19 protein-coding genes are annotated in these 17,719 nt (G+C 58.3%); 9 read left to right on the forward strand and 10 right to left on the reverse strand.

The features are described from left to right. Positions 1–45: 45 nt before the first annotated feature. The 3 genes from FPZ52_RS01845 to FPZ52_RS01855 all read right to left on the reverse strand — a co-directional run bounded on the left by FPZ52_RS01845 (position 46) and on the right by FPZ52_RS01855 (position 3,282). A complete protein-coding gene (locus tag FPZ52_RS01845) occupies positions 46–999 on the reverse strand; it encodes a glutaminase (RefSeq protein WP_146363148.1) in 954 nt (317 codons plus the stop codon). 1 nt (position 1,000) lies between these two features. Further along, entirely contained in the window at positions 1,001–2,416 is a 1,416-nt protein-coding gene (locus FPZ52_RS01850) for an alanine/glycine:cation symporter family protein (protein WP_146363150.1), read from the reverse strand. 104 nt (positions 2,417–2,520) lie between these two features. Next, complete coding sequence (locus tag FPZ52_RS01855) at positions 2,521–3,282, reverse strand: DeoR/GlpR family DNA-binding transcription regulator (protein WP_146363152.1); 762 nt, start codon at positions 3,280–3,282, stop codon at positions 2,521–2,523. Positions 3,283–3,540: 258 nt separating this feature from the next. On the opposite strand from FPZ52_RS01855, the gene FPZ52_RS01860 reads away from it, so the two are divergent. The 6 genes from FPZ52_RS01860 to FPZ52_RS01885 all read left to right on the forward strand — a co-directional run bounded on the left by FPZ52_RS01860 (position 3,541) and on the right by FPZ52_RS01885 (position 9,467). Further along, the gene (locus FPZ52_RS01860; protein ID WP_146363154.1) at positions 3,541–4,629 is read left to right on the forward strand and encodes an ABC transporter ATP-binding protein; all 1,089 of its coding nucleotides are present in this window, start codon (positions 3,541–3,543) and stop codon (positions 4,627–4,629) included. 4 nt (positions 4,630–4,633) lie between these two features. Continuing rightward, entirely contained in the window at positions 4,634–5,707 is a 1,074-nt protein-coding gene (locus FPZ52_RS01865) for an ABC transporter ATP-binding protein (RefSeq protein WP_146363156.1), read from the forward strand. Further along, positions 5,707–6,579: a carbohydrate ABC transporter permease gene (locus tag FPZ52_RS01870; RefSeq protein WP_146363158.1), complete on the forward strand. Its 873-nt coding sequence runs from the start codon at positions 5,707–5,709 to the stop codon at positions 6,577–6,579. Before FPZ52_RS01865 ends, FPZ52_RS01870 begins: the two co-directional genes overlap by 1 nt. Beyond that, a complete protein-coding gene (locus FPZ52_RS01875) occupies positions 6,579–7,403 on the forward strand; it encodes a carbohydrate ABC transporter permease (protein WP_146363160.1) in 825 nt (274 codons plus the stop codon). The genes FPZ52_RS01870 and FPZ52_RS01875 overlap by 1 nt, the downstream gene beginning before the upstream one ends. Before the next feature lie 10 nt (positions 7,404–7,413). Continuing rightward, entirely contained in the window at positions 7,414–7,686 is a 273-nt protein-coding gene (locus tag FPZ52_RS01880) for a DUF2160 domain-containing protein (RefSeq protein WP_146363162.1), read from the forward strand. Positions 7,687–7,757: 71 nt separating this feature from the next. Next, positions 7,758–9,467, forward strand: a complete 1,710-nt coding sequence (locus FPZ52_RS01885; protein WP_146363164.1) for an ABC transporter substrate-binding protein — start codon at positions 7,758–7,760, stop codon at positions 9,465–9,467. 45 nt (positions 9,468–9,512) lie between these two features. Here the strand turns inward: FPZ52_RS01885 and FPZ52_RS01890 are convergent, their stop codons facing one another. Continuing rightward, positions 9,513–9,989, reverse strand: a complete 477-nt coding sequence (locus FPZ52_RS01890) for a copper chaperone PCu(A)C (protein ID WP_146363166.1) — start codon at positions 9,987–9,989, stop codon at positions 9,513–9,515. Positions 9,990–10,056: 67 nt separating this feature from the next. Beyond that, positions 10,057–10,407, reverse strand: a complete 351-nt coding sequence (locus tag FPZ52_RS01895; RefSeq protein WP_146363168.1) for a hypothetical protein — start codon at positions 10,405–10,407, stop codon at positions 10,057–10,059. A 117-nt stretch (positions 10,408–10,524) separates the two neighbouring features. On the opposite strand from FPZ52_RS01895, the gene FPZ52_RS01900 reads away from it, so the two are divergent. Next, positions 10,525–11,148, forward strand: coding sequence for an exopolysaccharide biosynthesis protein (locus FPZ52_RS01900; protein ID WP_240804382.1), 624 nt, complete (start codon positions 10,525–10,527; stop codon positions 11,146–11,148). A 29-nt stretch (positions 11,149–11,177) separates the two neighbouring features. Here FPZ52_RS01900 and FPZ52_RS19475 read toward each other — a convergent pair whose 3' ends face one another. The 3 genes from FPZ52_RS19475 to araD are packed head-to-tail and all read right to left on the reverse strand — an operon-like array spanning position 11,178 to position 13,845. Continuing rightward, positions 11,178–11,567: a hypothetical protein gene (locus tag FPZ52_RS19475; RefSeq protein WP_338052807.1), complete on the reverse strand. Its 390-nt coding sequence runs from the start codon at positions 11,565–11,567 to the stop codon at positions 11,178–11,180. Between the two features lie 8 nt (positions 11,568–11,575). Next, positions 11,576–12,103, reverse strand: coding sequence for a Gfo/Idh/MocA family protein (locus FPZ52_RS19480; protein WP_338052808.1), 528 nt, complete (start codon positions 12,101–12,103; stop codon positions 11,576–11,578). After that, on the reverse strand, positions 12,103–13,845 hold the full coding sequence (gene araD / locus FPZ52_RS01910) for an L-arabinonate dehydratase (RefSeq protein WP_146363172.1): 1,743 nt from the start codon (positions 13,843–13,845) through the stop codon (positions 12,103–12,105). The genes FPZ52_RS19480 and araD overlap by 1 nt, the downstream gene beginning before the upstream one ends. Before the next feature lie 236 nt (positions 13,846–14,081). Here araD and FPZ52_RS01915 point away from each other — a divergent pair, with 236 nt between their 5' ends. Both FPZ52_RS01915 and FPZ52_RS01920 read left to right on the forward strand, forming a co-directional pair. After that, positions 14,082–14,864, forward strand: a complete 783-nt coding sequence (locus FPZ52_RS01915) for a FadR/GntR family transcriptional regulator (RefSeq protein WP_205758597.1) — start codon at positions 14,082–14,084, stop codon at positions 14,862–14,864. A gap of 12 nt (positions 14,865–14,876) precedes the next feature. Beyond that, positions 14,877–15,614: a sulfite exporter TauE/SafE family protein gene (locus FPZ52_RS01920; RefSeq protein WP_205758598.1), complete on the forward strand. Its 738-nt coding sequence runs from the start codon at positions 14,877–14,879 to the stop codon at positions 15,612–15,614. Positions 15,615–15,671: 57 nt separating this feature from the next. On the opposite strand, the gene FPZ52_RS01925 is transcribed toward FPZ52_RS01920, so the two are convergent. Together FPZ52_RS01925 and FPZ52_RS01930 are read right to left on the reverse strand one after the other, a co-directional pair. Beyond that, positions 15,672–16,424: an ATP-binding cassette domain-containing protein gene (locus FPZ52_RS01925; protein WP_146363174.1), complete on the reverse strand. Its 753-nt coding sequence runs from the start codon at positions 16,422–16,424 to the stop codon at positions 15,672–15,674. Then, complete coding sequence (locus tag FPZ52_RS01930; protein ID WP_146363176.1) at positions 16,421–17,719, reverse strand: sugar ABC transporter permease; 1,299 nt, start codon at positions 17,717–17,719, stop codon at positions 16,421–16,423. The genes FPZ52_RS01925 and FPZ52_RS01930 overlap by 4 nt, the downstream gene beginning before the upstream one ends.

The raw sequence follows: 17,719 nt of genomic DNA on the forward strand, positions 1-17,719 counted from the left end.
TTGAAAGCGGCGCCGCCACGTGACAGGCAAAGCTTTGCCTGCCGTTCAGATCGGTCCAAAGACGGACCAACCAATCGTGCGAACAAGTTCCTCGAATGCACGCGTTGCCAGAAGCGAGTTGCCCTTCGCGTCAAGCCCCGGACACCATGCCACGACCGACGCGATGCCCGGTACGATTCCCAGGATTCCACCGCCCACGCCGCTTTTGGCGGGGATGCCGATGCGGAAGGCGAATTCGCCGGAGGCATCATACTGGCCGCAGGTCATCATCAGTGCATTGATCCGTCGGGCGCGTTCAGGGGTGACAGTCGGGTCCTCTCCGCCTGACAGGTGCCCCGCCGAGGCCAGAAATCGCCCGGCCATCGCCAGTTGCCTGCAACTCATTGCGATGCTGCACTGGTGGAAATAGATCTTCAGCACATCTTCGACATCGCCGCGCAAATTACCTTCGGCGGCCATGAAATGGGCGAGTGCCCGATTGCGCCCCCCGGTTTTCATTTCGGAGGCCGCCACATCTCCGTCGATACGCATCGATTGGTCGTTGGCAAGACGTTGGCATAGCCCGAGAATCTGTTCGATTGCCTTATCCGGCCCCTGATTGTCCATCAGTACATCCGCCAGCACGATCGCGCCGGGATTAATGAAAGGGTTTCTGGGAATACCTTTTTCGTATTCCAACTGCACGATGGAGTTGAATGGATCGCCTGACGGCTCTCGTCCCACCCGGCTCCAAAGCGTTGCTCCGACCTTTTCAAGTGCGAGCGTAAGTGCGAACACCTTCGAGATGCTCTGGATGGAAAACGGCACGTCCGCGTCACCCGCGACGATGCATTCTTCCGTCTCGACGGGCAGAATCGCGATGCCGAAACGATTCAAGTCTACCTTTGCCAGTTCGGGGATGTAATCGGCCACGACTCCGCGTTCGGATTCGCCCGCAATGCGTTCGGTGATTTCATCTGCGATCTCTTGCAGCCGCTTGGGTGTGATCTTGCGGGTCATATTATTTCCAGACGCTATGATCGACACCCCTTGTCATCTCTGGCGGATAGTCGGAGGACACGAAGCGTGGTTCTTCTCCGGCGGCACGTTGCGCGAAGTAGTTGCGCGTCAGTTTCACGACCGACCCCGAGAGCAACAGTACCGCGACCAAGTTGATCGAAGCCATGATCCCCATCGATGCATCCGCAAAGTCGAACACGGTCGTCACTGTCTGCATCGCGCCCCAGATGACCATCGACAGTACCAGCAGTCGCAAGATCAGGATCGGCATGCGTCCTTCAAGACCAAGGAAGGTCATCGCGCTTTCGGCATAGCTATAGTTGCCGAGGATTGACGTGAAGGCGAAGAACACGATCGCGATTGCGACGAAATACTTGCCCGCCGCACCGATATGGGTGTCCATTGCTTGCTGGGTCAGTTGCATCCCCGTCGCGCTATCTGGTCCGATCTCGATGCCTGACAGGAGGATCATCAACGCGGTTGCGGTGCAGACAAGAATGGTGTCGATGAAACAGCCCAAGGCCTGCACCAGACCTTGGCTCGATGGGTGGTGCGGTGAAGGTGTGGCGACGGCGGCGATGTTGGGTGCCGACCCCATGCCGGCTTCGTTCGAGAACAGCCCGCGCTTTACACCGTTCAGCATTGCTGCGGCCAGCCCCCCGGTTACGCCCCCTGCGACTTCGTGAAGGCCGAGTGCGCTGGAGGTGATCAGCCAAAGCGTGCCGGGCACCTCTGTGATGTTCATCAACATGATCACGACCGCGAGCAGCAGATACCCGCAAGCCATGAAGGGCACGATGATCTGCGCGGCCTGTGCGATGGTGCGGATGCCGCCGAAGATGACGATGCCCGCGAGGGCCGCGATGACGATGCCGACCCACATTTTGTTCAGGTTGAAGGCCTCTTGGAACGATTCCGCTATGGCGTTCGATTGCACCGCGACGAAGATCAGCCCGAAGGAAAGGATCAGGCAGACGGAGAACACCGCGCCCGCCCACGGCGCTTTCAAGCCCTTGGCCATGTAGAAAGCGGGGCCTCCCCGATACTGACCGTTCTTGCCGGTGACCTTGTAAACCTGTGCGAGTGTACTCTCGGAGTAGGCCGTTGCCATCCCCACAAGCGCGACCATCCACATCCAGAAGATCGCGCCGGGGCCGCCGAGGGTCAGCGCAACGGCCACACCAGCGAGGTTTCCGGTGCCGACCCGAGACGCGAGACTGATCGTAAGGGCCTGAAACGGCGAGATACCTTTCGTGTCGGTGCTCGGGGCGTGCGTGATCACACGGATCATTTCACGGAAATGCACAATCTGGATGAAGCCCAGCCTGAACGTAAAATATACACCCGCTGCGAGCAGGCCGTAGACCAGAACGTAGTTCCAAAGAACCCCGTTGATGACGTCAATGATTGCCGACATGTCTCATGCTCCTCGCTGCCATTGGTCCGGCACGCTTTACCTATGGACACAGGACAACAAATTGCTGAATTCGACAAGTTTTCTATGCGGATTCGGTGGTTGACCTATATGGCCAGATCGATTTTCGTTCCCCAGTCGCGACAATGACCGGCAAGCCTGCCTGGCACGGTGGCATCAGTGAAGAATGTGTCAATGTCCCTAAGTGACGCGATACGGGCAGGGGCTGTACGCGAGAATTTAGAGCAATCCGCGACGAGAAAGGTTTTCCGCGCTTGTCGGATGATTGTCTTGGACACGCTGACTTCCTGTATGTCGAAATCGAGCAAGTCCCCGTCCTCATCCAGCGCCGAACAGCCAATCACGGCGAAATCGAATTTGAACTGCTCGATCATCTGGGTGGTCAGGTTGCCGATCAACCCGCCATCCGAACGCCGGAGCAGACCACCCGCCACCATGATTTCACAATCGGGGCTGACCGCCAGAATGTTCGCAACGTTCATGTTGTTCGTGACGACCAGCAAATTGTGGTGTTCCAGCAGTTCTCGCGCTACCGCTTCCGTGCTTGTGCCAATGTTCAAGAAGACGGAGCAGCCATCGGGTATCTGTGCTGCACATCTACGGGCGATGCGTTCCTTGGCAGCTTCGTGCAGGGATCGGCGGTGCTCGTAACCGATATTTGTGACGCCCGAAGGCAAAACCGCGCCGCCATGAACGCGGTCCAGCGTGCCTGTGTCCGCCAGTTCCGCCAGATCGCGCCGGATCGTCTGCACTGTGACATCGAAGCGCTCGGCCAGTTCCTCGACGGTGACCTTTCCTTCCTTCTTGGCAATTTCGAGAATGTCGGCTTGTCTGAAGCTCAGCGCCATTGGGTCGGTCTCCGCTTGGTCATCGGGGGGCGTCTTACCAACTGCGATCAATAGATTTAAGAGGACCCCTATAATGTTCGTGTTGGTGTAGAATTTACGAAAAACCGCGCATAATAATATGTCAACCGAAAGATAACGAATATTTCGGATTGACCGCAGCACTCTGCTCATGCTTCCATCATACCAGAGCGGCAATAAGCCGCCGGAGCAGTTGTTGCTGCTGGCCGATGTGCCGCTGACAGGGAGGAAGATGCGCGAATGTCGCTGGAATTGCGCAATGTATCGAAGATCGTGCAGGGGCGGACGCATATCCATCCGACCAGCCTGACATTGCGCGAAGGTACGCTGAACATCCTACTTGGTCCCACGCTATCGGGAAAGACATCCCTGATGCGCTTGATGGCCGGGCTGGATGTGCCAACCGAGGGGCAGTTGTTCTGGAACGGTGACGACGTGACCGGCCAGCGTGTGCAAGAGCGTAAAGTCGCGATGGTGTACCAGCAATTCATCAACTACCCGACGATGACGGTTTATGAGAATATCGCCTCTCCCATGCGGCTTATGGGCAAATCGAGGCGAGAAATCGACGCGGCGGTTCGTCATACGGCTGACCTGTTGAAACTGTCACCGATGCTGGGTCGCAAGCCGTTGGAACTGTCAGGCGGCCAACAACAACGATGTGCGCTGGCACGGGCGCTGGTCAAGGATGCGGGTCTGGTCCTGTTGGACGAACCGCTGGCGAACCTCGACTACAAGCTGCGCGAAGAATTGCGTGAAGAGATCCCCAAGATATTCGAAGCGTCGGGTTCGATTTTCGTCTACGCCACGACGGAACCCGAAGAAGCGCTTCTACTGGGCGGGCAGACCGCGACGCTTTGGGAAGGCCGGGTGACGCAATTCGGCCCGACGCCTGATGTGTATCGCAGCCCGGTGGACGAGACGACGGCGCGCGTGTTTTCCGACCCGCCGATGAATTTCACTGACATCCAGAAGCGCGGGGATTGTATCCTGTTCGAGAATGGTCAGGGATACGCTGCATCGGCTTCGCTGAGCGATCTGCCCGAAGGAGATTACCGCGCGGGATTTCGGCCAAATCATCTGACACTGCAGCGAGAAACCGGCGATGATCTGTCTTTCGATGGCAAAGTGACTGCTTCTGAAATAACCGGGTCCGAGACGTTCATTCACCTGTCGCATGGCGCTGACGCCTGGGTTGGACTGGTTCCGGGCGTGATTGACGCGCAAGCCAATTCGACGATGAGCGTATATCTGGATCCGAAATTCGTCTATGTATTCGACCGGAACGGCGCGCTGGCCGCTTCCGCACCATATGCGGCGGGGGCCTAGACCGATGGCGAAGATCACCTTGTCCAATCTGGCGCATTCCTATCTGCCAAACCCGGCAGGGCCGGACGATTTTGCCCTGAAGGAGATGAACCATATCTGGGAGGAGGGGCAGGCCTACGCGCTGCTAGGCGCGTCCGGATGTGGCAAGACGACGCTTCTCAACATCATTTCCGGCCTTCTGATCCCAACACATGGTCAGGTGCTGTTCAATGACCGCGACGTGACCAACGCCCCGACGACGGAACGCAACATCGCGCAGGTTTTCCAGTTCCCGGTAGTCTATGACACGATGACCGTGCGGGACAACCTGGCATTCCCGCTACGAAATCGTGGTGCCGATCCCAATTACATCAGAGACCGCGTCCAGCAGATCGCGCAGATGGTCGGGATGGAAGATGTGCTGGATCGGAAGGCACGGGGTCTGACGGCTGACGCGAAGCAGAAGATCAGCCTTGGTCGCGGCATGGTGCGCGATGACGTGAACGCCATCTTGTTCGACGAACCGCTGACCGTCATCGATCCCCAGATGAAATGGGAACTGCGGACCCAGCTACGATCCCTGCACCGAGAATTTGGTCATACCATGATCTACGTCACGCATGACCAGACGGAGGCGCTGACCTTCGCCGATCGCGTGGTCGTCATGCATGAGGGTACGGTTGTTCAAATTGGCACGCCGCAGGAACTCTTTGAACGGCCCGAACATACCTTCGTCGGCTATTTCATTGGCTCACCGGGTATGAACCTTTTAGATGTCGAAATCGAAGGCGCGTCCGCACGGGTAGGAGCTCATCAAGTCGCGCTCCCCGCCAATTATGGGAGACCGTCCGGCAAGACCCAGCTCGGCGTGCGACCCGAATTCGTGGGGCTTGGTGTCGAAGGTCTGCCTGTCGAGATCCGCCGCGTAGAAGATGTAGGTCGGCATAAGATCGTGCGCGCCCATCTTGAAGGTGCGCCGCTCAATATCGTGCTTCCCGAGGGTACGGAAATGCCAGCAGACAGCCCACATGTGACCTTCGCGCCGGAGGGCATCAACATCTACGAAAACGACTGGCGCATCGAAGCGGGGGGTGTCTGATGGACAAGGTCCAGAACAACAAGGCATGGTTCCTGGTGCTACCCGTACTGGTTCTTGTCGCGTTTTCCGCGGTCATTCCGCTGATGACGGTCGTGAACTACTCGGTGCAGGACACCTTCGGGCAGAACGAGTTTTTCTGGTGGGGAATCGGGTGGTTCGAGGAACTTCTTCATTCGGAACGAATGTGGAATGCGCTTGGCCGCCAGATGGTGTTCTCGGTCATCATCCTCGCAATCGAGGTGCCGCTGGGTGTCCTCGTAGCGCTCTCGATGCCGAAGAAGGGGGTCTGGGCGTCCGTGTGTCTGGTCCTGATGGCGCTGCCGTTACTGATCCCCTGGAACGTCGTCGGTACGATCTGGCAGATATTCGGGCGGGTCGATATCGGCCTTCTCGGGCACACTCTGGCCGCGCTCGGTATCCCCTACAACTACACGCAAGATTTCTTCGCGGCCTGGTTCACGGTTGTTGTCATGGATGTGTGGCACTGGACATCACTGGTCGCATTGCTGGCCTATGCGGGTCTGCAATCCATTCCCGACGCCTATTACCAAGCGGCGAAAATCGATCAGGCGAGCCGTTGGAAGGTGTTCCGCTACATCGAACTTCCGAAGATGCAGGGCGTGCTGCTGATCGCGATCCTGCTGCGTTTCATGGACAGCTTCATGATCTACACCGAGCCATTCGTTGTGACCGGCGGCGGTCCGGGTAATGCGACGACCTTCCTGTCGATTGACCTCGTGAAGATGGCGCTTGGACAGTTTGACGTTGGCCCCGCCGCTGCATTTTCGCTGATGTACTTCCTGGTGATCCTGTTGATTTCCTGGGTGTTCTACACCGTGATGACCAATCTTGATAAGCGGGGGGACGTTTGATGGCCGCTGCCGGGCAAACCCGCCGTTTCAACGGACGCCTCGTGGTGATGGTTTTGTACCTGACCTTCCTGATGCTGCCGATCTATTGGCTCATCAATATGAGCCTGAAGACGAATACCGAGATCCTCAGCACCTTCTCGCTGTGGCCACGCAACCTGACCTTCGACAATTACCGGACGATCCTCACCGATCCCAGCTGGTACATGGGCTACGTAAACAGCCTGATCTATGTTGTGATGAACACGGTCATTTCGATCGCCGTGGCACTTCCGGCGGCCTATGCCTTCAGCCGGTACAACTTCATCGGGGACAAGCACCTGTTCTTCTGGCTGCTAACGAACCGGATGGCGCCGCCGGCGGTTTTCGCCTTGCCGGTTTTTCAGTTGTATTCATCGGTGGGACTGTTCGACACGCATATCGCCGTGGCGCTGGCGCATTGCCTGTTCAACGTGCCGCTGGCGGTGTGGATCCTGGAGGGTTTCATGCGCGGGGTCCCGAAGGAAATCGACGAGACCGCCTATATCGACGGCTATTCCTTCCCGCGCTTCTTCATTCGCATCTTCATGCCCCTGATTGCGTCAGGCATAGGCGTTGCCGCGTTCTTCTGCTTCATGTTCTCATGGGTGGAATTGCTCCTGTCCCGCACGTTAACCACCGTGAACGCCAAACCGATTGCGGCGACGATGACACGGACGGTGTCTGCATCGGGGCTGGACTGGGGTGTTCTGGCGGCAGCGGGGGTTCTGACGATCGTGCCGGGTGCACTCGTGATCTATTTCGTACGCAACTACATCGCCAAGGGCTTTGCCCTCGGGCGAGTGTGAGGAGGCTTTCATGGCGTGGATGGCATGGACTTGGCCCACGGGGGTGTTCTTCGCGGTGATAGCAAGCCTGCTGGTGATCTTCACGATCCTTGCGATCCGTTATCCCGAAACACCGCGCATCGGTGTTCTAAGGATTGAAACGACACGGGGGGATCGGCTGTTCATCACGTTGCTGGGGTCTGCCTTCATCAATCTGGCGTGGTTGGGATTGGTCGGAACAACGCAATGGGCCGCGTTGATAGTCTGCCTGATCTACGCCGCTGCAGTGTTTCGCTGGGTTTGACCGGCGAGGGACGGGCGTTCGGAACCGGCGCCCGCAAAGCCAAATCATTGGTTCTTTTGGGAGGAAGACAAATGAAACTGAACTACAAATCGACAACTGCCGTGGGGCTTGCCTTGTCCCTGCTGTCGGCACCCGCCTTCGCGGGGATGGACGAGGCGCGCGCATTCCTCGATGACGAAATCGGCGATATGTCGGTCCTGTCGCGCGAGGAACAGGAAGCCGAGATGCAATGGTTCGTCGACGCGGCGCAGCCATTCGCGGGGACCGAAATCAAGGTCGTCTCGGAAACCATCACAACGCATGAATATGAAAGCCAGGTTCTCGCGCCTGCCTTCACAGCGATCACAGGCATTCAGGTTACCCATGACCTGATCGGCGAGGGCGACGTCGTGGAGAAGCTGCAAACGCAGATGCAGTCGGGCGAAAACGTCTATGACGCCTATGTCAATGACAGCGACTTGATCGGCACGCATTGGCGTTATCAGCAGGTGCGCAACCTGACCGACTGGATGGCGAACGAGGGGGCGGATGTCACCAATCCGGGCCTTGATCTGGATGACTTCATCGGGACAGAGTTCACCACGGCACCGGACGGGAAGCTCTACCAGCTGCCGGATCAGCAATTCGCGAACCTTTATTGGTTCCGCTACGATTGGTTCACCGATCCCGACATCATGGCGGAGTTTGAAGAACAATACGGTTACGAGTTGGGTGTCCCCGTCAACTGGACGGCCTATGAAGATATCGCGGAGTTCTTTACAGGCAAGAACATCGACGGCCAGGAAATCTATGGCAACATGGATTACGGCAAGAAGGACCCCTCCCTCGGCTGGCGCTACACCGATGCGTGGATGTCGATGGCAGGAATGGGCGATGTGGGTGAACCAAACGGTTTGCCGGTTGATGAATGGGGCATTCGTGTAAACGAAAACTCGCAACCCGTCGGTGCGTGCGTGGAACGAGGCGGCGCGGCCAACTCGCCCGCGGCTGTCTATGCGGTCAACAAGGCGATTGACTGGCTGCAGAACTATTCGCCGCCCGCGGCTCAGGGGATGACCTTCTCCGAGGCCGGGCCGGTGCCTGCACAGGGCAACATCGCGCAGCAGATGTTCATGTACACGACCTTCGTCGCCTCGCTGGTGGAACCCGACCTGCCGGTCATGAACGAGGACGGCACGCCGAAATGGCGCCTCGCACCCAGCCCGCACGGCGCCTACTGGGAAGAAGGCATGAAGGTTGGTTACCAGGATGTGGGGTCGTGGACGTTGATGAAATCGACGCCCGAGGACCGCGCCAAGGCCGCATGGCTTTACGCGCAGTTCGTGACGTCCAAGACGGTCGATGTGAAGAAGTCCCATGTCGGCTTGACGCTGATCCGCGAAAGCTCGATCCAGCATGACAGCTTTACGGAACGCGCGCCGAAACTGGGCGGCCTGGTCGAGTTCTACCGCTCGCCCGCCCGCACCCAGTGGTCGCCGACCGGAACGAACGTGCCGGATTATCCGAAACTCGCGCAGCTCTGGTGGCAGAATATCGGCGATGCGATGTCGGGTGCGAAGTCCACGCAGGATGCGCTCGACAGCCTGTGCGCCGATATGGAGCAGGTGCTGGAACGCCTGGAACGCGCGGGTATCCAGGGCGATATCGGGCCGGTCATGAATGAGCAGCAGGATGCTGAATACTGGCTGGAACAGCCGGGTTCGCCGAAGCCGAAACTTGACAACGAAGACCCCGATCCGATCACCGTCAGCTACGACGAACTGATCGCGTCGTGGCAGTAAGCTAAGCGACTTGGCCCGACCGTTGAGACGGTCGGGCCAGCGTCATCAATGCGCATGGTGGCTGTGTCCGTCGCTACCATCGCGTTCTTCGATCTTGAACTCGACGGTGACTTCGCCCGCGTTCTCGAAGACGAGCGTGCCGGGGAAGCTTTCGACATCTTCGAGTTGGCCGTTTTCCAGCCCCATGAACATGACGTGATAGCCGCCCGGCGCAAGGTCTACGGTCTCTCCAGCCGGGATCAGGATGCCGTGTTCCTGATGCATCATCTTCATAACGCCGTCGACTTCTTCGCTTTTGTGAAGCTGGGAGACCGGAAAATCGGCTTCGACCTCAATCAAGCGATCGTCGTTAGCGCCGGAGTTGGTGATCGTCATGAAGCCGGCGGCGGTTTTGGCCGTGGTCGGCACCTCGAAGGTGTAGGGATGATCGATCCTCAGGCTGTCTTTCTCGTATTCATGGCTGAGAGCAGGTACTGCGAATGCGGCGAAACCAGTCGCCAGGATAAGAGATTTCTTGAGCATTTTCTGTCCGTTTGTTGATGATCTTGCATGCCTGTGCCGACGCTGGCAGGGCGATTTCAGAAGAACATCAAAGAGGCGGACCCCGCGCCCAGGCAGGCCCTGCCGCTTCACTATCTATCCACTGCGAACGCGTGAACGGGTATCGCCGCTCTAGAGGCCGCCATTGTACATACTCGGAAACGGGGGCGATGGCTGTGTCAGCGACATGAAGAAACGCGCACTTGTCGAACTTCGCATTGGCTTGGACGGGGGTTCCGTCCTCGGAAATGAGGATCGTTTCCAGCCCTTCACCCGTACAGATCACGACCATGCGGGCGCCAAACAGGCCTGTCGAAGCCAAGGCAGCACCTACGCGCGGCAGCAAAATGCTGAGCACCAGCGCGGCGATGGCCAATATCTTGAACAGGCGAGTCGTCATAGGCGGGCTATAATCGGTCCGGGCTGGCAGCGAAAGCGGCAGCTTGCCGCAAGATGCCGTGGAACGCATTTCCTCTAGCGCAGTTGTAGTGATATGCGTTCGGCAGGAGTTCCAATATTGCTCAATAACAGCCAGTCATCCGTTCAGCCGGCGCCAGAGGTGGATTTACCTCAGTCGCTCGACCAATTGCTTGATTGTCTCGATCGTGCGGCTGATCAAGAAGACGTGTCGTTCGGCGATATGATCGAAGCTGTAGGAGAACGGTCCTTCGCGCCCGTTCTTCTGGTCCCGGCGTTGGCTGTAGTTACACCTCTGAGCGGAATTCCCCTATTTTCCAGCCTTTGTGGGATATCCATCGCGCTGGTGTCGTTGCAAAGCCTTTTGGGACGGCGGCATTTGTGGCTGCCAGACTGGATCACGTCGCGCTCCACCAAAGGGCAACGCGTCCGCAATGCGATTGACTGGATGCGAAAACCTGCGCGGTGGCTCGACAGCATCTCTCGTGACAGGTTGACCCTTCTGGTCCGTCGACCGTCGTCTTGGGTCGTGTTCGTGCTGTGCCTCATATGCGGGGCGCTGATGCCATTTCTTGAGCTTGTTCCGTTCAGCTCATCTATCTTGGGTGGCGCGGTCAGCCTGTTTGCATTTGCCATCTTGGTAGGTGACGGGCTGATTGCCGTGCTGGCCTGCCTGTTTGTCATGGCAGGGTTTTCAGTCCCCTATCTCGTTTTCGCCACTTGAAGAGGCCGGGCTACGCCCGGCCGGATCAGCTACTGTTTCTTGTCGTAGAAGGCTTCGGTGACGTTCCGCCGACCCAGAAGGAAGGCATCTGCGACCAGCTGGAGTGGTGCGATATCAACGTCACTACGACGGGCTTTTACCAGTTCCGCGAAACGGCGGTAAAGTTCGGGATACTCGGCTTCGGGTCCACATTCGTGGGCGTCGCCGTCAATGCTCATCGTGGCACCGCCATCAGATAGCGAGAGCTTCCCCTGATCCGTGTCGATGTTGATGTCCCAGCTTTGCGGACCTTCCTGGCGCCAGTCGAAATCGGCGGTGACAGCTGTCTCGCCTGAATGCATTGCAAGTGTCGCGGCGATAGGTTGAGCGCGGTTTTCTGGATACAGCAGATCAGCGCCGTCAAGATGCACATCCGGCACCAGTTCGGTCAGGATCGACAGCGCGTTGATGCCGGGATCGAATACGCCGAACCCCGCCTGGTTCCCAGATCCAGTCTTGTCCGGGGTGCCAGCGGCGAACGTCCTCTTTCCAATTGATATGGACAGATTTTGATTGTCTTGCCCTGAAGCCAGCTCTTGGCTGGCTGGACACAAGGGGCGTAGCGCGAATGCCATGTGGCAAACAGCGTGACTCCAGCCTGTTTGGCTGCACGTGTAAGGGTCTCGATCTCGGACAGGGTCGCGGCAGGCGGCTTTTCGATCATCAGATCGCGGCCCGCAGCGATGGCCTTGAGCGCCATATCGGTCCGGCCTTTCGGGGGGGTGCAGAGTGAGACCGCGCAATCGGGCCCGCGGGAAAGGAACTGGTCGTAGTCACTGAAGTTCTCGATGCCGCCGACCGTCGCGTTGCGCGATACTGCGGCGATCAGATCGTAGTCGTCATTGGCGGCGATGGCGGGAAGGTGTTGATCTCGGCAGATCTTGCCGACACCAACCACGGCGAGCTTGATGGTCATCAGTGCGAATCCCGTGCGACGGCGTTACCGCGACACCCTTTGAGGAAGTCGAAATCCGCGCCGGTATCCGCGCCTTCGACATGGTCGTGATACATCTGGGCATAGCCCCCATGTGGACGTTCCACGGGCGGTGTCCAGTCAGCCAGTCGCGCCCGAAGCTCTTCCTCCGAGATGTCGAGATGTAAGCGCCGGTTCGGTACGTCCAATTCAATCATGTCGCCGGTGCGGACGACCGCCAAGGGGCCACCGCGCGCGGCTTCAGGTGCCGTGTGCAGAACAACCGTCCCGTACGCGGTGCCTGACATCCGTGCGTCAGAAATACGAACCATGTCGGTGATGCCCTTTTGCAGAATCTTGGGCGGCAGGCCCATGTTGCCCACCTCGGCCATGCCTGGATACCCGCGCGGCCCGCAATACTTCATAACCATGACACAGTTCTCGTCGATATCGAGATCCGGGTCGTTAATGCGGGCCTTGTAATCGTCGATGTCTTCGAACACGACGGCGCGGCCCTTGTGCTGGAGCAGATGCTCTGACGCGGCGGAAGGCTTCAGTACCGCCCCGTCCGGCGCGAGATTGCCGCGCAGAACGGCGATGCCACCCGATTGCGTCAGCGCCTTGTCGACGGGCAGGATGACCTCCTCGTTCCAGTTGCGGACGTCCTTCACCTCATCCCAGATGCCGCCGCCGGACACGGTGATCGCATCCTTATTCAGATGCCCGGATTCACCCAGATGCTTGATAATGACAGGCAGGCCACCGGCATAGAAGAATTCTTCCATCAGGTACTTGCCCGAAGGCATCAGGTTCACGATGGTCGGAATATCGCGTCCCAGTCGATCCCAATCATCGAGCGTCAGGTCGATCCCGACTCGCCCCGCAATCGCCAGCAGGTGGACGACCGCGTTGGTGGACCCGCCGATCGCGCCATTGGTCCGAATGGCGTTCTCGAAGGCTTCCCTGGTCAGGATGTCGGATGGCTTCAGGTCGTCCTTGACCATGTCCACGATGCGGCGTCCCGACAGATGTGCCATGACGCGGCGACGGGAATCGACTGCGGGGATCGCCGCATTGCCCGAGAGCGCCATGCCAAGTGCTTCAACCATGCTGGCCATGGTGGATGCAGTGCCCATCGTGTTGCAGGTGCCGGTCGAGCGGCTCATTGCGGCTTCGGCTTCCACGAAGTCGTCGCTCGACATCTCGCCCGCGCGGACGGCTTCGGAGAATTTCCAAAGATGGGTGCCGGAGCCAACGCGCTCGCCACGGAACCAACCATTCAGCATTGGTCCGCCGGAGACCATGATCGTCGGCAGGTCACAGGATGCCGCCCCCATAAGCAGTGACGGCGTGGTCTTGTCGCAGCCCACCAGCAGCACGCAGCCATCGATCGGCTGTCCGCGGATCGTTTCCTCTACCGTAAGGGCGGCGAGGTTGCGGTACATCATCGCGGTGGGACGATAGGTGTTTTCGGAGGCGGAGAAGACCGGCACCTCGACCGGGAAGCCACCAGCTTCCCAGATACCCGCTTTGACACGTTCCGCCAATTCGCGCAGGTGCCCGTTGCATGGTGTCAGATCAGACCATGTGTTCAGGATGCCGATGATCGGGCGACCGTCGAACAGATCATGCGGCCAGCCTTGATTTTTTAGCCAGCCACGGTGATAAATCTGGTCCTTGGAAGTACCGTGATACCATTCTTGCGAGCGCAGTTTGCGGGGCCAAGGGGCTGGCTTGAACGTCATTGTGCAACCTTGTCGTTGATGTCGGGACGCATCGATGGGCCGACCATACTATTCCGGCACTGGCACTGCGTTTGCATATCGTGCACTGATCGGCTCATTGGCGTGTGTCCTCGTGAAATCTTTTTGTCTGACAAATGAACATCAACCTGTTATGTAGTCCAAAGTCAATCCACGACACATAAAAAGTACGACTTTTTATGTGTCGTGGTGACACATGCACAGGAGCAGACCGGGTTTTGACGAAAGAAGAAACGACACGCATGACGGTAGGGCGCATTCCCGTTCCTCATTTCGAGACGCGATCTCCAAGACGCATTCACGGTGAAATTGCTGAATTCCTTGGCTGCCATATCGTCTGCGGAGACTATGCTCCTGGTGATGCATTGCCGGGTGAAGTGTCCTTTTGTGAAGATGCGGGTGTGTCGCGATCGGCCTATCGGGAGGCTGTCCGCATGGTCGCGGCCAAGGGCCTGATCGTCAGTCGTCCGCGCACCGGAACGCGGGTAGCACCGCGCGAAAACTGGAATTTCCTCGACCCGGACATGGTGCGATGGTTCTTCCAGATCGATCCGCCGCCTGACTATTTCATTGAAGGTCTGTTCGAGTTGCGAGCAATCATGGAGCCTGCCGCGGCTGAGCTGGCGGCGTTGCGGCGCACGGACGCGCATCTGGAAACCTTCGAAGCTGCGCTGAATGGAATGAAGCATCACTCCCGCATGTCGCCTGAATGGCGGGAGGCTGATCAAACCTTCCATCGGACCTTGTTGGAGGCGACTGGAAACGACGTGTTGATGAGCCTTGCTAGCGGTATCTGCGCGGCGGTGAACTGGACCACGGATTACAAATATCGGAATCTGCCGGAGCCGCGTGATCCGGTGGGCGAACACCTCGATGTATATGGATGCATTGTGGCGAGGGATGCGGAGGGCGCGCGGGCGATCATGACCAAGCTGGTGCGCTTGGCGTTGGAAGATACCTCGCAGGCATCTGCGTTCAAGTCTGTGACACGAGACAACTAGCGGATGCCGGTATTGGACTATTCTGCGGTAGCGGTCGTCGTATTCGCGTTGGCCATGGGCGGTACGCTCAAAGGGGCCACGGGAATGGGAGCTCCGCTGATGGCTATCCCGATCATGGCCAGCCAGTTCGACGTCAGGCTGGCGGTCGTCATCATGGTGATCCCAAGTATCGTGACGAATGTGGTGCAGCTTTGGCAGTACCGTCGACATCTTCTGCCCGGAGGTTTCTCGCGCCGTTACGCGATTGGGGGTGCGGCAGGTGCCCTTTTGGGAACGGCGTTGCTGGCCTACTTGCCGGAACGGGCCTTGTCACTTGGACTTGGTACGGCGGTCGTGGCCTACATTGCGCTGCGCCTTTCCCGTCCCGATCTGAAACTGCCGTTCGAGACAGCGCTGAAATTCAGTGTTCCCGCTGGTGTCAGTGCCGGTGTGCTACAAGGCGCGTCGGGGATATCTGCCCCCGTGTCGGTGACCTATCTGAATGCGATGCGACTGGATCGTGCGACGTTCGTGGCAAGCGTTTCTGTCATCTTCATGGCCATGGCGTCATTGCAGGTGCCATCACTAATCTGGTTCGGATTGCTCGACTGGCATCGCTTCTGGCTCAGTTGTTTCGCAGTTATACCGCTGCTTCTGTTCATGCCGGTCGGGGAAAGGATCGCTCGGCGCATTTCACCAAAAGTGTTCGACAGGCTGATCCTCGTTGTTCTCGCGCTTCTTGCGGCGCGCCTGATCTGGAGTTCGCTCTAACGAAGACAGGGCAGCCCGTCACCGAGCCGCCCTGTCAATCTCTGCGATTTGCAAGACTTATTCGGCGTTCTCGTGCGGGTGTTTGCCGAGAATGATCATGCTGAGCAGATCATCATCGGTGACATCCTTAACATCCACCGTTCCGACAAGCTTGCCGTTCTTCATGACGCTCGCCCTATCGCACAGTTCCATGACGTCGTGAACGTCGTGGCTGATCAGGAAAATGCCGATCCCTTCAGCCTTGAGCTGCTTGATCAGTTCCGACACCATCTGCGTCTCGTGTGGACCCAGCGCCGCGGTCGGTTCGTCCATGATCAGGATGCGGGCGTTGAAGTAAACTGCACGTGCAATCGCGACAGACTGACGCTGACCGCCGGACAAGGCCGAAACCGGTTCCGCAAATTTCCGGAAGTTCGGGTTGAGGCGCGCCATGATCTTGCGTGTCTCGGCTTCCATCGCGTCGTCATCGACGAATCCCAACGGTGTTACCAACTCGCGCCCCAGAAACAGGTTCGAGGCCGCATCGAGGTTATCGGCCAGCGCAAGCGTCTGGTAAATCGTCTCGATGTTGTAGGCGCGTGCGTCGCGCGGGTTGTTGATCGTGGCCTTTTCGCCATCGATATAGATCTCACCGCTATCGGCTTTGTAGGCACCTGACAGGATCTTGATAAGCGTGGATTTGCCAGCTCCGTTGTGGCCCAGAAGACCCACGACTTCACCCGGTTTCAGGTCGACGCTGACATGATCAACGGCGTGCACCCCGCCGAACGAGATGCAAATGTCGCGCATTTCGACAAGTGGCGTGGTCATGTTCTTGCTCCCGTCCGCTTGCGATAGATGATGTCGACCAACACGGCGAGAACGAGCACGGCGCCCACAACGATGTTCTGGAACGGTGCATCAACACCGACCATAGCCATGCCTGACTGCAATGACTGCATTATCAGTGCGCCGAGGATTGCCCCGTGGATCGTGCCGATCCCACCCGCCAGCGCCGTGCCGCCAATGACGGCCGCGGCGATGACGCGAAGCTCATCCAGCGTGCCGATGTCGTTGGAGTGGTTTGCCAGACGTGCCGAGGCGACGACCGCAGAGATCGCGCAGAGCGCACCCATGATCGCGAAGATCTTGACGGTCAGAAGCCGGGTGTTGATGCCGGACAGTTCCGCAGCATCGGGATTGCCACCCGTGGCGAAGATGTAGCGTCCCAGCCGCGTGCGTTTGGCAACCAACGTCATGACAATGGCAATCGCGATCAGCAGCAGTACCGAAATCGGAATGCCGTAGCCGGTCGTGAAGCCTTCGGGCATGACCTCACCGCGCGCCTCGAAGAGGCGCTCCAGACGTCGGGAGGGAATGTCATAGGAATTCAAAATCCATACGAAGCCAAGAATCGCAACCGACATGATCGCGGCGAGCAGCCCTTCAGCCCAAAGTGGCTTGACGGGGAAGTCGTGCGCCTTCTTGTTCCGGCGTGAACTGAACAGGGCTGCGATGGCCGCAAGTGCTAGCACTACGCCTACGACCCAGGACCATGTTTCACCCAGTGTACCGTTGATGCCACCGAATTTCATGAAGTTCTGATCAAGTGGGCCAATTGTCTGACCGCTCGTCAGGTACCAAGCTACGTTTCGCCAGACCAGCAAACCTCCGAGCGTCACGATGAAGGCAGGAACCGTCAGATAGCCGATCAGCCAGCCATTGAACGCGCCGATTGCGACACCGACCAACACACCAACAACGATTGTCACCGGGGCCGTGATGGGATTGTTCAGGCCAAGACCGAGCATGTTGGGCAGGATGTCGGTTTGCATGACCGCCATGACCGCCGAGCAGGTGGCCAGAAGCGAACCGACGCTCAGATCGATGTGCCGCGTGACGATGACGAAGACCATCCCGGTCGCCATGATCGCGACGGATACGGTCTGGATCGTCAGGTTGAAAATGTTGCGTGCGCTCAGAAAGCGACCATCGGTGAACAGGTTGAATCCGATGCATAGTATGATGAAAGCACCGATCATCCCCAGAAGTCGCGTGTCGAGTTCCAACACGTCCACAAGATTTTTCTTCTTTTGGGAATGCGGCGCGGAGCTGGTGTCGGTCAT

Source organism: Qingshengfaniella alkalisoli (genome assembly GCF_007855645.1).
GTDB classification, from domain to species: domain Bacteria; phylum Pseudomonadota; class Alphaproteobacteria; order Rhodobacterales; family Rhodobacteraceae; genus Qingshengfaniella; species Qingshengfaniella alkalisoli.

Bases quoted from the DNA above. Each gene is read 5' to 3' on its own strand.
- FPZ52_RS01870 (WP_146363158.1), top strand. From the start codon at position 5,707: ATGGACAAGGTCCAGAACAACAAGGCATGGTTCCTGGTGCTACCCGTA.
- FPZ52_RS01885 (WP_146363164.1), top strand. From the start codon at position 7,758: ATGAAACTGAACTACAAATCGACAACTGCCGTGGGGCTTGCCTTGTCC.
- FPZ52_RS01855 (WP_146363152.1), bottom strand. From the start codon at position 3,282: ATGGCGCTGAGCTTCAGACAAGCCGACATTCTCGAAATTGCCAAGAAG.
- FPZ52_RS01880 (WP_146363162.1), top strand. From the start codon at position 7,414: ATGGCGTGGATGGCATGGACTTGGCCCACGGGGGTGTTCTTCGCGGTG.
- FPZ52_RS01865 (WP_146363156.1), top strand. From the start codon at position 4,634: ATGGCGAAGATCACCTTGTCCAATCTGGCGCATTCCTATCTGCCAAAC.
- FPZ52_RS01930 (WP_146363176.1), bottom strand. From the start codon at position 17,719: ATGACCGACACCAGCTCCGCGCCGCATTCCCAAAAGAAGAAAAATCTT.
- FPZ52_RS01860 (WP_146363154.1), top strand. From the start codon at position 3,541: ATGTCGCTGGAATTGCGCAATGTATCGAAGATCGTGCAGGGGCGGACG.
- FPZ52_RS01850 (WP_146363150.1), bottom strand. From the start codon at position 2,416: ATGTCGGCAATCATTGACGTCATCAACGGGGTTCTTTGGAACTACGTT.
- araD (WP_146363172.1), bottom strand. From the start codon at position 13,845: ATGACGTTCAAGCCAGCCCCTTGGCCCCGCAAACTGCGCTCGCAAGAA.
- FPZ52_RS01845 (WP_146363148.1), bottom strand. From the start codon at position 999: ATGACCCGCAAGATCACACCCAAGCGGCTGCAAGAGATCGCAGATGAA.
- FPZ52_RS01875 (WP_146363160.1), top strand. From the start codon at position 6,579: ATGGCCGCTGCCGGGCAAACCCGCCGTTTCAACGGACGCCTCGTGGTG.
- FPZ52_RS01890 (WP_146363166.1), bottom strand. From the start codon at position 9,989: ATGCTCAAGAAATCTCTTATCCTGGCGACTGGTTTCGCCGCATTCGCA.
- FPZ52_RS01925 (WP_146363174.1), bottom strand. From the start codon at position 16,424: ATGACCACGCCACTTGTCGAAATGCGCGACATTTGCATCTCGTTCGGC.
- FPZ52_RS19480 (WP_338052808.1), bottom strand. From the start codon at position 12,103: ATGACCATCAAGCTCGCCGTGGTTGGTGTCGGCAAGATCTGCCGAGAT.
- FPZ52_RS01895 (WP_146363168.1), bottom strand. From the start codon at position 10,407: ATGACGACTCGCCTGTTCAAGATATTGGCCATCGCCGCGCTGGTGCTC.